Origin of the sequence: Lutibaculum baratangense AMV1, from assembly GCF_000496075.1 — a bacterium.
GTDB classification, from domain to species: Bacteria; Pseudomonadota; Alphaproteobacteria; order Rhizobiales; family Tepidamorphaceae; genus Lutibaculum; species Lutibaculum baratangense.
In genome coordinates this window covers 68,663-82,519 of record NZ_AWXZ01000035.1, presented here as the reverse complement: position 1 = coordinate 82,519, position 13,857 = coordinate 68,663, and the positions used below count along the sequence as shown (strand labels likewise).

Here is a 13,857-nt window from a genome sequence, read left to right as displayed (position 1 = left end):
CCATCTGGGCCGCGCCCCGGGCGCGGCTCTTTCTTTTCCGCCTCCGGCAGGGTGGTACCCGCGGTGAGGCAACGGCTGTCGGAGGCACGGCGGCTCATGAACGCGAAGGATCCCGCGCCGGTGGCCCGCCCCCTCAGGCGGCGAAGTAGGCGTCGGAGGCGTGCAGACGCTCGACGTCCTGCCGGGGCGGCACCCCGAACAGCCGGCGATACTCCCGGCTGAACTGCGACGGGCTGTCATAGCCGACCGCGAAGCCGGCCGAGCCGGCGCCCAGCCCTTCAGACAGCATCAGTCGCCGCGCCTCCTGGAGGCGAAGCTGCTTCTGGTACTCGAGCGGCGTCATCCGGGTCACGGCCTTGAAATGCTCGTGCAGGGAGGAGACGCTCATGCCCGCCGCCGCGGCGATCTCCTCCGTCGGGAGCCGATCGCGATAGCGGCCGCGGATCTTCGCGATCGCCCGGCTGACCTGGCTCAGCCGGCTGTCCGGACGGGCGAGGTGGCGCAGCGTGGGGCCCTGCGGCCCCGTCAGCAGCCGGTAGAGGATCTCGCGCTCGATCAGCGGCGCGAGCGCGGGGATACTCTCCGGCCGCTCAAGGAGCTTCACGAGCCGGCACACCGCGTCGACGAGGTCGGGGTCGCTCGGGTGGACCGACAGCACCTCGGCACCGGCCGCGCCCGTCGCCCCGCCCTCCGTGGCGATCAGATCCGCCAGAACCCCCTGGTCGAGGTCGATCTTGCAGCAGAGATAGGGCTTTCCGGGGCTCGCCTCCGTCACGTGGCCGACGAGCGGCAGGTCCACCGAGACGAGAAGATAGCGCGACGCGTCGTAGACGACGCTGTGCTCCCCGAGCGAGACGCGCTTCGACCCCTGGGCGATCAGGCAAAGCGAGGCCTCGTAGACGGCCGGCGTGGGCACCGTCGGCTGGTCGGCGCGAATAAGCGACAGCGCCGGCACCGAGGTGCCGGCCATTCCGCTGTGCCCCGCGTGACGCATCACGAGCGCGGCAAGTTCCTGAAGCCTGTCCATGCTTCATCTATCGATGAAGGAAGCACCCGGGGCAAGGATCGCCGGGCGGTTTCGGAGGATCGTGCAAAGCGTTCGGACGATCGCTCTAACGCCTGGGCGAGCGGATCCACGATCTTGGGGGCGTCCCGAACGAGACAGGAGCGACCCATGAGTGGAATGACCGACAAGATCGTGCTCGTGACCGGCGCGTCGAGCGGAATAGGCGAAGCGACCGTGCGCGAACTGGCCGCGGGGGGTGCCCGCCTCTTCATCGGCGCGCGCCGGGCCGGGCGGCTGGAGGCGCTGGCCGGAGAGCTCGGCGAGCAGGTCGCGTGGAAGGAGCTCGACGTGACGGATGCCGGCAGCTTCGAGGCTTTCGCCGCCGCCGCCGAGGCGCGGTTCGGCCGGATCGACGTGCTGGTGAACAATGCGGGCGTCATGCCTCTGTCGCCCCTCGCGGCCCTGAAGCGCGACGAGTGGAGGAGGATGATCGACGTGAACATCCACGGCGTCCTCAACGGCATCGCCGCCGTGCTCCCCCGCTTCCAGGCCCAGGGGCGGGGGCACGTCGTCAACGTCGCCTCGATCGCCGCGCATCTCGTGATGCCGACGGCGGCCGTCTACTGCGCCACGAAGCACGCCGTGTGGGCCATCACCGACGGCCTCCGGCAGGAGCACGACGACATCAGGGCGACGATTGTCTCCCCCGGCGTCGTCGCGACCGAGCTGGGGCACGACATCACCGACCCGGACGTCGCCTCCGCCCTTCAGGAGTGGCGCAAGAAGTCGCTGACGCCGGACGCCATCGCCCGCGCGATCCGCTTCGCCGTAGAACAGCCCGATGGCGTCGACATCAACGAAGTGATCGTGCGTCCGACGGCCGCCGGCATGTGACCGATGCCACCGGGAGGCGGGCTCGCCCTCGGGGGCGTCCCGCCCCTCGCCTCCCCGGCCCCCTCATTCGGCGAGCTGGCGCATGACCGGGATCAGGTCGGCCTTGCCCTCGAAGCCGATGCCCGGCGGCTCCGGCATGACGATGTGCCCGTCCTCGACGCGCACGTCGTCCGGGAAGCCCCCATAGGGCTGGAACAGGTCGGGATAGCTCTCGTTGCCGCCGAGGCCGAGTCCGGCCGCGATGTTGAGCGACATCTGGTGCCCGCCATGCGGGATGCAGCGGCCGGGCGACCAGCCGAACTGCGCCAGCACGTCGAGGGTGCGCAGATACTCGACGAGGCCGTAGGACAGGGCGCAGTCGAACTGCAGCCAGTCCCTGTCGGGGCGCATGCCCCCGTAGCGCAGCAGGTTGCGGGCATCCTGGTGCGAGAACAGGTTCTCGCCGGTCGCCATCGGCCGGGGATAGAACTCCGAGAGGGCGGCCTGCAGCGCGTAGTCGAGCGGGTCGCCCGCCTCCTCGTACCAGAACAGGGGGTAGTCGCGGAGCATCTTCGCGTAGGCGATCGCGGTCTCGAGGTCGAAGCGGCCGTTCGCGTCGACCGCGAGCTGCGCCTGCGACCCGATCTCGTCGAGCACCGCCTCGATCCGCCGCCGGTCCTCCTCGATCGGGGCGCCGCCGATCTTCATCTTCACGACGGTGTAGCCACGGTCGAGATAGCCGCGCATCTCCGCCCGAAGGGCGGCGTCGTCCTTGCCGGGATAGTAGTAGCCGCCGGCCGCGTAGACGAAGACCCTCGGATCGGCCTCCCGGCCCGCCCGCTCGGCCAGGAGGCGGAACAAGGGCTGCCCCGCCACCTTCGCCACCGCGTCCCAGACCGCCATGTCGAGCGTTCCGACCGCCACGGAGCGCTCGCCGTGGCCGCCCGGCTTCTCGTTCCGCATCATGGCGGCCCAGACCTTGTGGGGGTCGAGATTGTCGCCGCGGTCGTCGAGAAGGCTCTCCGGATCCGCCTCGAGGACACGGTCGCGGAAGCGCTCGCGGATGAGGCCGCCCTGGCCGTAGCGGCCGTTCGAGTTGAAGCCGTAGCCGACGACCCGCCGCCCGTCGCGCACCACGTCGGTGACGACCGCGACGAGGCTCGTCGTCATCTTCGAGAAGTCGATATAGGCGTTGCGGATCGGCGAGGAGATCGGCTGCGTGATCTCGCGGATGTCGATGATGCGCAAGGTGTGTGGCCCTCTTCGGACGGACGTGGCGCTTCCCTACACGATGAGGCAAGGGCCGGCCAGTGCGCCGGACCCAGACCCGGACCGCGGAGCGGCCGCCGGCCCCGCCTCAACCCTCCGCCGGCACCAGCACCGGCAGCGCCTGCCGGTCGACCGTGAAGGTGACCGGTGTCTGGGTCGTCACCTCGCCGTCGGTGTTCACCGGCATCGGGCGCTCCGTCTCGATCGTCGCGCTCGAGCCCCGGAAAACCGAGACGTCGGTGTAGCGGCCGAGCGTGCCGGATCGGATCGCCGGCGCGAGGGTGAGAAGGTCCGTCAGGGACAAGGTCTCGATCGCGTAGAGGTCGAGCATGCCGTCGTCTATGCGTGCCGATTCCGAGACGATCATGCCGCCGCCGTAGTGGACGCCGTTGCCCACCGCGATCTGGTAGGCCTCGACCTCCTCGCGCCGGTCGCCGCAATCCACCGTCGCGCGGAAGCGATCGGCCTCGCCCAGCACTTCGAGCGTCGTCAGGACGTAGCTCAGGGCGCGCCACTGGCGCTTCCGCTCGACGTCCTGCCGCTGGGCCACCTTCACGGAGATCCCGACGCTCGCCACGTTGACGAAGGGCACGTCGTTGGCGCGCGCCACGTCGATCGGCCGTGGCATGCCGTGGGCGATGGTCCGCGCCGCGTCGACGGGGTCGTCGGGAATGCCGAGCGTCAGGGCGAGGTCGTTCGCCGTGCCGAAGGGGAGTATGCCGAGCGGCAGGCCGCAGTCGAGAAGGCCCGGCAGCGCCGAGCTGATCGTGCCGTCGCCGCCGCCGACCACGATCGCCTCGGCGCCTTCGCAGCCTCGCCGGATGAGGTCGTTCATGGACTCGCGGTCGTCGGAGTGCCGCAGGTCGACGTCGTAGCCCTCGTCGGCGAGGGCGCCGATCGCCGGCCCGACCGCGATCGAAGCGCGGGAGGCCTGCATGTTGACGATTACGAGAAGTCGCTTGCGCGCCACCAGATCTCTCCCCTCGACGGGACGGCCATGCGGCGCGCCCCTGGCTGACCCGCCGCGGCCTGCCGCGGAGGCGTCCTGACGCGGATCACCGAGGCGCTCCGGGACGTGATCGAACGTCCCGGCCGCGCGGCGAGTGGGCGGTGGAGGCCTCTCTCCCGGGCGTGCGCTCTCAGGCGAACCGCCCGTGACAATGCTTGAACTTCTTTCCGGATCCGCACGGACACAGCTCGTTGCGCCCGACCTTGCCCCAGCTCTCCGGCCTTTCGGGGTCGCGCTCGAGCTCGGCGACCTCGCCGCCCGCGGCGCGGGCGGGTGCGGAGGCCGCTCCGGCCGACGCCATGGCCGGACGGTCCTCGGGGATCTCGTCGACACCGCTCGAGGCGTCGATGTGGTGCGCGTGCATCTCCGGCGCCTGCGGCATGGGGGGCGCCTCGCGCACGAGCTCCACCCGCATCATCTGGCCCGTCACCTGCTCGCGCAGCCGGGTCAGCAGGCTCTGGAAAAGCTCGAAGGCCTCCGTCTTGTACTCGTTCAGCGGGTCGCGCTGGGCATAGCCGCGGAAGCCGATCACCTGCCGCAGATGGTCGAGCGTCACGAGGTGCTCCCGCCAGAGGCTGTCGAGCGTCTGCAGGAGAACCGCCTTCTCGATCTGGCGCATCACGCTCGGCGAGAAGTCGGCGACCTTGCGGGCGAACTTCTCGTCGGCGGCCTTCGTCAGGCGCTCGCGGATCTCCGTCTCGGCGATGCCCTCCTCGGCCGCCCACTCGCGCACCGGCAGGTCGAGCCCGAGGACCTCGCGCACCTTCTCTTCGAGGCCCTCCGTGTCCCACTGCTCGGCATAGGCCTTCTCGGGGATGTGCTTGGCGACGAGGTCCTCTATCGTCTCGTGGCGCATGTCGGCGACGGTCTCCGACACGTCCTCGCCGTCCATCAGCTCGATGCGCTGCTCGAAGATGACCTTGCGCTGGTCATTCATCACGTCGTCGTATTTCAGCAGGTTCTTGCGGATGTCGAAGTTGCGCGCCTCGACCTTCTGCTGCGCCTTTGCAAGGGCCCTGTTGATCCATGGATGGATGATCGCCTCGCCCTCCTGCAGGCCGAGCTTCTGCAGCATCGAGTCCATGCGGTCGGAGCCGAAGATGCGCATCAGGTCGTCCTGCAGCGACAGGAAGAAGCGCGAGTGGCCGGGGTCGCCCTGGCGGCCCGAGCGGCCGCGCAGCTGGTTGTCGATGCGCCGGCTCTCGTGGCGCTCGGTGCCGACGACATAGAGGCCGCCGGCCTCCTTCGCGACCCCCTTCAGCCGCTCGACCTCGGCGCGGATCTCCGCCTCCTTGGCGGCCCGCTCGACGGGATCCTCGATATGGGCAGCCTCTCCGGCGATGCGCATGTCGGCATTGCCGCCGAGCTGGATGTCGGTGCCGCGACCGGCCATGTTGGTCGCGATGGTGATCGCGCCCGGCACGCCGGCCTGGGAGATGATCTGCGCCTCCTGCTCGTGGTAGCGCGCGTTCAGCACGGCGAACACCTTCTCCTCGCGCGTGCCCTGGTCGCCGTCATAGAGCGGCCGGAACGCGTCGGGGTCGGAGAAGTCCTTCTGCCGGTAGCCGTTCGTCTTCAGGAGCGTCGCCAGCTGCTCCGACTTCTCGATCGACGTCGTGCCGACGAGGACGGGCTGGCCGCGCTTCTTGCAGTCGTCGATCAGCGCGAGGATCGCGGCCGCCTTCTCCTTGTCGGTCCGGTAGACCTCGTCGTCGTCGTCGATGCGCGAGATCGGCAGGTTCGTCGGGATCTCGAGCACGTCGAGCCCGTAGATGTTGCCGAACTCCTCGGCCTCGGTCAGCGCCGTGCCGGTCATGCCGGCAAGCTTCTTGTAGAGCCGGAAGTAGTTCTGGAAGGTGATCGAGGCCAGCGTCACGTTCTCGGGCTGGATCTTCACCTGCTCCTTCGCCTCGAGCGCCTGGTGAAGCCCCTCGGAGTAGCGCCGCCCCTCCATCATCCGGCCGGTGAACTCGTCGATGATGACGACCTGGCCGTTCTTGACGATGTAGTCCTTGTCGCGCTGGAAGAGCTTGTGGGCCTTCAGCGCCTGGTTGATGTGGTGGACGACCGTGACGTTCTCCACGTCGTAGAGGTTGTCGCCCTGGAGGAGGCCCTCCTCGCGCAGCCGGTTCTCGATGAATTCCTGGCCGCTTTCGGTGAGCGTCGCGGAACGCTGTTTCTCGTCCACCTCGAAATGCTCGGCCGCGAGTTCCGGGACGAAGCCGTCGAGCCGCTGGTAGAGTTCGGAGCGGTCCTCGGCGGGCCCGGAGATGATGAGCGGCGTGCGCGCCTCGTCGATCAGGATGGAGTCGACCTCGTCGACGATCGCGAACTGGTGGCCGCGCTGCACCATCTGGCCGCGCTCGTACTTCATGTTGTCGCGCAGGTAGTCGAAGCCGAGCTCGTTGTTCGTCGCGTAGGTCACGTCGCAGGCATAGGCCTCGCGCCGCTGGTCGTCGTTCAGCCCGTGCGTGATGCAGCCGACCGTCAGCCCGAGGAAGCGGTAGACCTGCCCCATCCACTCCGCGTCGCGCGAGGCGAGGTAGTCGTTCACCGTGACGACGTGCACGCCCTTGCCGAGCAGCGCGTTCAGGTAGACGGGCAGCGTGGCGACGAGCGTCTTGCCCTCGCCCGTCTTCATCTCCGAGATCCTGCCCTCGTGCATCACCATGCCGCCGATGAGCTGCACGTCGAAATGCCGCTGCTTCAGCGAGCGCTTTGCCGCCTCGCGAACCGTCGCGAAAGCCGGGACGAGCAGGTCGTCGAGCGACTTGCCGTTCGCGATCTCCTCCCGGAACCTGACCGTCCGCTGGCGCAGCTCCTCGTCGGAAAGGGCCGAGACTTCCGGCTCGAGCGCACCGATCGCTTCGACGCGGGCACGATAGCCCTTGACCCTGCGCTCGCTGGAGGAGCCGAAGATCTTGCTGGCAAGATTGCCGATACCGAGCATGGGTCTCTTGTCTTTCTGCCTCGCGGTGGACCGGCCGTCGCTCCGGAGCGGTCCGGGGAGGCGGCGTCTGACCAGGCGGTCATGGCCGGGCGACCAGTCTTCGAAGGCCGGACGGCGCGGCTTCTCGTTTGTTCCCGTGAACCTGCACGCGTGGAACGTGGCGCGCGGGATCTGAGATAAGAGTCGCTTTTCACCTTGTCAACGCGACCCAGTTGGGCCAGCGTCGCGCCGCCGCGGCAGCCCCCGGGGATCGCTTCGGGCGGTGGCGGCGTTGCAGCCATGTGCATATCGCCCCGCAGACGGCCGGGGCGACGGCTGCAGACATGAACCACCGACCGGGAAGGAAGACATGCCCCATTCCGCACGCCCATTCTCGCTCGCCCTCGGCATCGCGGGCGCCCTCTTCGTCGGCGGTGCCGCCCTCGCCCAGGAGCAGGCCGCCCCGGCCGAGCCGCCTTCCGTCTCCGGCGAGGTGCCGGCCGGCGCGAGCGAGGTCATCGCGCGGCTCGGCGACCGCGAGATCACGGCGATGGACGTGGCGATCGCCGCCGAGGATCTCGCCCAGACGTTGCAGCAGCTTCCCGCCGAGCAGCGCGACAGCTACCTCCTCACCTATGTCGCCGATCTCGAGCGCATCGCGAAGGCCGCGCGCGAGACGGGGATCGAGGACGAGGAGGAGTTTCAGCGCCGCCTGCGCTACGTGACGGACCGCACGCTGATGGAAGCCTATCTCGGCATGGTCGGCGACGAGGCCGCGACCGACGAGGCGGCCCGCGATCTCTACGAGCAGGAGATCGGCCAGGCCGAGCCGCAGCAGGAGCTGCACGCTCGCCACATCCTCGTTCCGACCGAGGAGGAGGCGAACCAGATCAAGCAGCAGATCGACGAAGGCGGCGACTTCGCGGCTCTCGCCGCCGAGCACTCCAAGGACCCCGGTTCCGGCCAGAACGGCGGCGACCTCGGCTTCTTCACGCCCGACCAGATGGTGCCGGAATTCGCACAGAAGGCACAGGAGCTCGAGCCGGGCGAGGTCTCCGATCCCGTGCAGACCCAGTTCGGCTGGCACGTCATCAAGCTCGAGGACCGGCGCGACCAGGAGAAGCCGGACTTCGAGCAGGTCGAGGAGCAGCTGAAGTCGGCCCTCGCCCGCCAGGCCCAGCGCGACCTCATCATGTCGCTGCGCGAGGGCAGCCAGATCGAGGTGGTGGGCCAGGACGGCGCCGACCCCGCGAATGCCGAGACGGACGCGGCTCCCGAGGGCGACGCCGCCTCGGAGAACGCGTCCGGCGCCGGCGGCAGCCAGTAACGCCGCAGCGGCTCGCGAGGGAGAGAACAGAGTGGCTGGAAAGGTCTCGCCGCTCGCGCCCGCCCGCATGGCCGACCTCCCCCCGATCGACGGGGTGAGGCTCGCCGCGGCCGAGGCCGGCATACGCTACAAGGGCCGCAAGGACGTTCTCCTGGCGGTCTTCGACGAGGGCGCGAGGGTCGCGGGCGTCTTCACGCGCTCGCGCTGTCCCTCGGCGCCGGTGGAATGGTGCCGGGACAGGCTTCCGGGCGGCAGCGCCCGCGCCCTCGTCGTCAACTCCGGCAACGCGAACGCCTTCACCGGCCGCAAGGGCCGCGACGCCGTCGCCGAGACGGCGCGGATCGCGGCGGAGGCGGTCGGCTGCTCGCCGGACGAGGTCTTCCTCGCTTCGACGGGCGTGATCGGCGAGCCGCTCGACCCCGCGCCGTTCGGCCGCGTCCTGAAGGGCCTGTCCGGCGACGCGGCGGCCGACGCCTATGAGGCGGCCTCGCTCGCGATCATGACGACGGACACGTTCCCGAAGCGTGCCACTCGCAGGATCGAGATCGGCGGCACGCCCGTCACGATCAACGGCATCGCCAAGGGCGCCGGCATGATCGCGCCGGACATGGCGACCATGCTCGCCTTCGTGTTCACCGACGCGGCGATCGCCACTAAGGCGCTCCAGCAGGCGCTGGCCGAGGCCGTCGGCCGCACCTTCAACGCGATCACCGTCGACGGCGACACCTCGACCTCCGACACGCTCATGGCCTTCGCGACCGGCCGCGCCGGAAACGCGGAGATCCGCGGGGGGGATGATCTCGCCGCGTTCGGCGACGCGCTCGAGGACCTGCTGCGCGAGCTCGCGCAGATGGTCGTCCGCGACGGCGAAGGCGCGACGAAGTTCATCACCGTCGACGTCGCCGGCGCCGTCTCGGACGCCTCGGCCCACCGCATCGCGCTGTCGATCGCGAATTCGCCGCTCGTGAAGACCGCGATCGCCGGCGAGGACGCGAACTGGGGCCGCGTCGTCATGGCCGTCGGCAAGGCCGGCGAGGAGGCCGACCGCGACCGCCTGTCGATCGCCTTCGGCGACATCACCGTCGCGACGGAGGGCGAGCGCGCGCCGTCCTACGACGAGGCGGAGATGTCGGCCTACATGAAGGGCGAGGCGATCCGCATCGGCGTCGACCTCGGTCTCGGGGCCGGCAAGGCCACCGTGTGGACCTGCGACCTCACCCACGCGTACGTCTCGATCAACGCGGACTACCGCAGTTGAGCGGGGGCTCGCCCCTCCTCCTCGTCGCCGCCTGCGCGCTCGTCGACCCCGACGGGCGCGTCCTCCTCGCCCAGCGGCCACCGGGCAAGAGCATGGCGGGCCTGTGGGAGTTCCCGGGCGGCAAGGTCGAGGCGGGCGAGCGGCCGGAGGAGGCGCTCATCCGCGAGCTCGCCGAGGAGCTCGGAATCGACGTGAACGAAGCGTGTCTGGCTCCATTGACCTTCGCGAGCCACGATTACGGAAACTTTCACCTCTTGATGCCACTCTTCGTCTGCCGACGCTGGCGCGGCGAGGTGTCCGCACGCGAAGGGCAGGAGCTCGCATGGGTCCGGCCGCTTCGCATGGGGACATATCCGATGCCGCCGGCCGACGTGCCGCTCGTCGCCGCGCTGCGCGACCTCCTGTGAGGGACAGAGTGCCGATCATGGACCCGATCCGGACCGGACGACGCCTCTGCCGTGACACCGGCGGGGCAACCGCCATCGAATACGCTCTGATGGCCGGCTTCATCGGCGCCGCCATCGCCGCGACCGTCTTCACCCTCGGCGGCACGGTGTTCGCGGACTACTACCAGACCATCTCCGACGCCCTCTTGGCGCAGAAGGGCTGACCTCTCCCGTCGACGCGGCGTTTCAGCGCCCGGTCTTCTCCCCCGCCGGCCTCTCCTCGACCCCCAGCGCGTCGGCGAGGCGCATCCGGGCGCTGCCGGGCCTGAGCGGCTTCTGCTGGCTTTCGTGCGGCGCCCAGCCGGAGGCGTAGACGATGTCGAAGCGCGCCCGCACCTTTCCGTCCTCGTCCGACGCGCTTCCGGCATAGAGCTCGAGCGCGCGCGCCAGCACGTCCCGCCGCAGCGGCCTGCGGCTGCGCGCGTTGAGCGCGTTCGTCCAGCCCATGTGCCTGAGATCGCGCAGCAGGTTGATGGGGTTGCCGTAGCGCACCGTCAGCGTCTCCGCGTCGGCGACCGGCAGGGCGAAGCCTGCGCGCTGGAGGAGCGCGCCCATGTCGCGGATCTCGATCATCGGCGCGACCCGAGGCGCAGCCCCGCCGGTGATCTCGGCCTCGGCGTCGAGCAGTGCCTGGCGGAGATCGCGGAGCGTCTGGCCGCCGAGCATCGCCGCCAGGAACAGCCCGTCGGGCTTCAGGGCCCGCCTGATCTGGACGAGCGCGCCCGGCAGGTCGTTGACCCACTGGAGCGACAGGCCGGATGCGACGAGATCGAGCGAGCCCTCCGCGAATGGCGGGAACTCCTCGTCGCAGGCGACCCGCAGGCCGCCCTGCCGCATCAGGAGCGGCACGTCGCTTTCCGTCGCGACCACGGTCTCCACCTTTCCGCTCGCCCGCAGCGCCTCGCCCACGAGCCCTGAGTGCGCGCCGAAGTCGACGGCGAGGGGGAAGCTGCGGGCGACCGTCGAGAGCCGGTCGCCTATGCCGTCGGCGGCCTCGCGCAGCAGGAAATCGGCTTCGACCAGGGCGTCGCGGGTTCTGGCGCGACGCCGCCTGAGGAGCTGGCGGTCGAAGAGTTCGGCGGGCTGGTCCAACGGGGCCTCGCTTGGAGTGTCGTTTCCCGGCACATAGGCCCGGGCCGGCCCGGCGTAAAGCGCTTGACGCGGATCCGCCCCCGGCCCACGCTGTGGGCTCGCGGCGATGTTCTCGGGTGGAGGGTGCGATGGCGCTCCTCGGACGGGAAGACTCCGGCGAGCTCGACCGTGCCGCGCCGTCCTTCGCATGGCGCGCCGCGCGCATCGGCACGCTGCGGCGAGCCTTCGCCGCCTCGCTCGATTTCCTGCTGCCGCCGCGTTGCGGGGCGTGTGCCGAGCCCGTGGCCGGTGGGGCCGGCCTCTGCGCGGAGTGCTGGGCGCGGGTCGAGTTCATCGGGCCGCCGCTCTGCGACAGGCTCGGCCTCCCCCTGCCCTACGATGCTGGTCCCGGCGCGCTCAGTCCGCAGGCGCTGCAGAACCCGCCGGCGTTCGACCGGGCCCGCGGCGTCGCCGCCTATCGCGGGCCCGCCCGCGCGCTCGTCCATGCCCTGAAGTTCCACGACCGGCTCGAGCTCGTCGACATGATGGCCGGCATGATGGCCCGCACCGGCGCCCAGGTCGCGGCCGGGAGCGAAATCGTCGTCCCCGTGCCGCTTCACCGGCGGCGCCTCCTCGGCCGGCGGTTCAACCAGTCGGCCCTCCTCGCCGCCGGCATCGCCCGCCGGATGAACCTGCCCCACGACGCGATGGCGCTCCAGCGGATCCGCCCCACCCGCCAGCAGCTCGGCCTCGACGCGGCCGAGAGGCGCCGGAACGTCGCCCGAGCCTTCGCCGTTGCACCTTCCGGAACGGCGGCGATCGCGGGCCGGCGGGTGCTTCTCGTCGACGACGTCTTCACCACCGGCGCGACGGTCGAGGCGTGCACGAAGGCCCTGCGAAAGGCCGGCGCCACGGGTGTCGACGTCCTCGTCTTCGCGATGGTTGTGAGGGGCGAGACCGCCGCCATATAAGCTTCATGAACGTTTCGCGAAGGATGATCGCGTCATGGCGAAGGTCGTCATCTACACCACCATGTTCTGCCCCTACTGCCACGCCGCCAAGCGGCTCCTGCAGGAGAAGGGCGTCGAGTTCCAGGAAATCGACGTGACGATGGATCCCGCCGAGCGCGGCCGGATGCGCGAGCGCGCGGGCGGACGGAACTCCGTGCCGCAGATCTTCATCGACGAGAAGCACGTCGGCGGCTGCGACGACCTGCACGCGCTGGAGCGCCAGGGGCGGCTCGACGACCTGCTGCAGGAGGCCGCGTGAGACCGAGATGGGCCACACCTTCACCGCCGCCTGCGTCCAGCTCACGAGCGCCCGCGACATTCCCGACAATCTCGACGAGGCCGTCCGGCTGATCCGCGACGCGGCGGAGCGGGGGGCCGATTTCGTCCAGACGCCGGAGCACACCGACATCGTCGAGCGCGACGGCGGACGGCTCCTCTCGCTGACCTCCGACGAGGAGGGCTGCGAGCCGCTCCGGCGCTTCGCCGCGCTGGCACGAGAGCTTCGGATCTGGCTCCATGTCGGCTCGCTCGCCATCCGCCTCGACGGCGAGATGCTCGCCAATCGCGGCTTCCTCCTGAGCCCCGACGGCGAGGTGACGGCGCGCTACGACAAGATCCACCTCTCCGACCTCGCCCTCTCCGCAGGGGACGAGGAGACGGAGTCGCGTCACGTCCGGCCCGGCAACCGGGTCGTCGCCTGCGACGTGCCGTGGGGCGTCCTGGGCATGACGATCGGGCATGATCTCCGCTTCCCGGAGGCCTACCGCACGCTCGCGAAGTCGGGCGCGACGATCCTCACCTGCCCCGCCAGCACCGCCCTCGCGGCCGGCGAGCCGCATTGGCACGCGCTCGTGCGGGCCCGCGCGATCGAGAACGGCGCCTTCATGATCGCCGCCGCCCAGGCCGGCGGCGCCCCCGGTGGCCCGAGGACCTTCGGCCACAGCCTGATCGTCGGCCCCTGGGGCGAGATCCTCGCCGAGGCCGGCGAGGAGCCGGGCGTCATCCTCGCGGCGATCGACGTGGAGGCCGTCGAGGTCGCCCGCCGCCGCATCCCCTCGCTCCGGCAGGACCGTCCCTTCGACCAGCCGCCGGAGATCCACCGCGGCCCCGCGAGGCTCGCATCATGATCCGCTACGCCGTGCGCTGCGAGCGCGGCCACGAGTTCGAGGGCTGGTTCCGCGACAGCGAGGCGTTCGACCGGCAGTCGGCCGCGGGCGAGCTCGCCTGTCCGAGCTGCGGCTCGACCGACGTCTCGAAGTCGCTGATGGCGCCCGCCGTCGCGAAGGCTGCCGGCGCGCCGCCACGGGCGAATGCCGCCGACACCAGCCCAAGCGTCCAGCCGCACGCGCTCGCGGCCGATCCGCGCGCCCGCGCGCTCCTCGAGGCGGTGAAGGAGCTGCGCCGGCACGTCATCGAAAACGCCGACTATGTCGGCCGCAACTTCGCAGAGGAAGCGCGCCGGATCCACTACGAGGAGGTCGAGCGCCGCGACATCTACGGCGAGGCGAGCCTCGAGGAGACGCGCGCCCTCCTCGACGAGGGCATCGAGATCGCCCCCATTCCCGAGCTGCCCGACGACAAGAACTGAAACTGTGGCGGCGGTCCGGCTCCTCCCCGGTCGCTTGGCGACGTCTTGAAACGCGCTTCCCAAGATGCGAG

14 protein-coding genes are annotated in these 13,857 nt (G+C 70.4%); 9 read left to right on the top strand and 5 right to left on the bottom strand.

Going from position 1 to position 13,857, the window contains the following annotated elements:
- Positions 1-133: 133 nt before the first annotated feature.
- Positions 134-1,027, bottom strand: coding sequence for an AraC family transcriptional regulator (locus N177_RS12335; RefSeq protein WP_023432676.1), 894 nt, complete (start codon positions 1,025-1,027; stop codon positions 134-136).
- 147 nt (positions 1,028-1,174) lie between these two features.
- On the opposite strand from N177_RS12335, the gene N177_RS12330 reads away from it, so the two are divergent.
- Positions 1,175-1,900, top strand: a complete 726-nt coding sequence (locus tag N177_RS12330; RefSeq protein WP_023432675.1) for an SDR family oxidoreductase — start codon at positions 1,175-1,177, stop codon at positions 1,898-1,900.
- Between the two features lie 63 nt (positions 1,901-1,963).
- Here N177_RS12330 and N177_RS12325 read toward each other — a convergent pair whose 3' ends face one another.
- From N177_RS12325 to secA, 3 genes are all read right to left on the bottom strand, one after another.
- On the bottom strand, positions 1,964-3,127 hold the full coding sequence (locus N177_RS12325) for a mandelate racemase/muconate lactonizing enzyme family protein (protein ID WP_023432674.1): 1,164 nt from the start codon (positions 3,125-3,127) through the stop codon (positions 1,964-1,966).
- A 109-nt stretch (positions 3,128-3,236) separates the two neighbouring features.
- Positions 3,237-4,118: a lipid kinase gene (locus N177_RS12320; RefSeq protein WP_023432673.1), complete on the bottom strand. Its 882-nt coding sequence runs from the start codon at positions 4,116-4,118 to the stop codon at positions 3,237-3,239.
- 169 nt (positions 4,119-4,287) lie between these two features.
- Positions 4,288-7,107, bottom strand: a complete 2,820-nt coding sequence (gene secA, locus N177_RS12315) for a preprotein translocase subunit SecA (RefSeq protein WP_023432672.1) — start codon at positions 7,105-7,107, stop codon at positions 4,288-4,290.
- 349 nt (positions 7,108-7,456) lie between these two features.
- Between secA and N177_RS12310 the strand changes: the two genes are divergently transcribed.
- The 4 genes from N177_RS12310 to N177_RS12295 all read left to right on the top strand — a co-directional run bounded on the left by N177_RS12310 (position 7,457) and on the right by N177_RS12295 (position 10,281).
- A complete protein-coding gene (locus N177_RS12310) occupies positions 7,457-8,413 on the top strand; it encodes a peptidylprolyl isomerase (RefSeq protein ID WP_023432671.1) in 957 nt (318 codons plus the stop codon).
- A gap of 67 nt (positions 8,414-8,480) precedes the next feature.
- Positions 8,481-9,671 (top strand): bifunctional glutamate N-acetyltransferase/amino-acid acetyltransferase ArgJ, encoded by a 1,191-nt coding sequence (argJ, locus tag N177_RS12305; RefSeq protein ID WP_051402362.1) that lies wholly within the window; start codon positions 8,481-8,483, stop codon positions 9,669-9,671.
- Positions 9,668-10,078, top strand: coding sequence for a (deoxy)nucleoside triphosphate pyrophosphohydrolase (locus N177_RS12300; protein WP_023432669.1), 411 nt, complete (start codon positions 9,668-9,670; stop codon positions 10,076-10,078). Before argJ ends, N177_RS12300 begins: the two co-directional genes overlap by 4 nt.
- 17 nt (positions 10,079-10,095) lie before the next feature.
- On the top strand, positions 10,096-10,281 hold the full coding sequence (locus tag N177_RS12295; RefSeq protein WP_152527911.1) for a Flp family type IVb pilin: 186 nt from the start codon (positions 10,096-10,098) through the stop codon (positions 10,279-10,281).
- Between the two features lie 22 nt (positions 10,282-10,303).
- Here the strand turns inward: N177_RS12295 and N177_RS12290 are convergent, their stop codons facing one another.
- Complete coding sequence (locus tag N177_RS12290) at positions 10,304-11,209, bottom strand: methyltransferase domain-containing protein (RefSeq protein WP_023432667.1); 906 nt, start codon at positions 11,207-11,209, stop codon at positions 10,304-10,306.
- Between the two features lie 128 nt (positions 11,210-11,337).
- Between N177_RS12290 and N177_RS12285 the strand changes: the two genes are divergently transcribed.
- Genes N177_RS12285 through N177_RS12270 form a run of 4 tightly spaced genes read left to right on the top strand, consistent with a single transcriptional unit; the run spans position 11,338 to position 13,786 of the window.
- On the top strand, positions 11,338-12,159 hold the full coding sequence (locus tag N177_RS12285) for a ComF family protein (protein WP_023432666.1): 822 nt from the start codon (positions 11,338-11,340) through the stop codon (positions 12,157-12,159).
- A gap of 34 nt (positions 12,160-12,193) precedes the next feature.
- Positions 12,194-12,457, top strand: a complete 264-nt coding sequence (grxC, locus tag N177_RS12280) for a glutaredoxin 3 (RefSeq protein ID WP_023432665.1) — start codon at positions 12,194-12,196, stop codon at positions 12,455-12,457.
- Positions 12,458-12,464: 7 nt separating this feature from the next.
- The gene (locus tag N177_RS12275) at positions 12,465-13,325 is read left to right on the top strand and encodes a nitrilase-related carbon-nitrogen hydrolase (RefSeq protein WP_023432664.1); all 861 of its coding nucleotides are present in this window, start codon (positions 12,465-12,467) and stop codon (positions 13,323-13,325) included.
- Complete coding sequence (locus N177_RS12270) at positions 13,322-13,786, top strand: DUF1178 family protein (protein WP_023432663.1); 465 nt, start codon at positions 13,322-13,324, stop codon at positions 13,784-13,786. Before N177_RS12275 ends, N177_RS12270 begins: the two co-directional genes overlap by 4 nt.
- Positions 13,787-13,857 lie beyond the last annotated feature (71 nt).

Bases quoted from the DNA above. Each gene is read 5' to 3' on its own strand.
- N177_RS12285 (WP_023432666.1), top strand. From the start codon at position 11,338: ATGGCGCTCCTCGGACGGGAAGACTCCGGCGAGCTCGACCGTGCCGCG.
- N177_RS12335 (WP_023432676.1), bottom strand. From the start codon at position 1,027: ATGGACAGGCTTCAGGAACTTGCCGCGCTCGTGATGCGTCACGCGGGG.
- argJ (WP_051402362.1), top strand. From the start codon at position 8,481: ATGGCCGACCTCCCCCCGATCGACGGGGTGAGGCTCGCCGCGGCCGAG.
- grxC (WP_023432665.1), top strand. From the start codon at position 12,194: ATGGCGAAGGTCGTCATCTACACCACCATGTTCTGCCCCTACTGCCAC.
- N177_RS12310 (WP_023432671.1), top strand. From the start codon at position 7,457: ATGCCCCATTCCGCACGCCCATTCTCGCTCGCCCTCGGCATCGCGGGC.
- N177_RS12295 (WP_152527911.1), top strand. From the start codon at position 10,096: ATGGACCCGATCCGGACCGGACGACGCCTCTGCCGTGACACCGGCGGG.
- N177_RS12275 (WP_023432664.1), top strand. From the start codon at position 12,465: ATGGGCCACACCTTCACCGCCGCCTGCGTCCAGCTCACGAGCGCCCGC.
- N177_RS12330 (WP_023432675.1), top strand. From the start codon at position 1,175: ATGAGTGGAATGACCGACAAGATCGTGCTCGTGACCGGCGCGTCGAGC.
- N177_RS12270 (WP_023432663.1), top strand. From the start codon at position 13,322: ATGATCCGCTACGCCGTGCGCTGCGAGCGCGGCCACGAGTTCGAGGGC.
- secA (WP_023432672.1), bottom strand. From the start codon at position 7,107: ATGCTCGGTATCGGCAATCTTGCCAGCAAGATCTTCGGCTCCTCCAGC.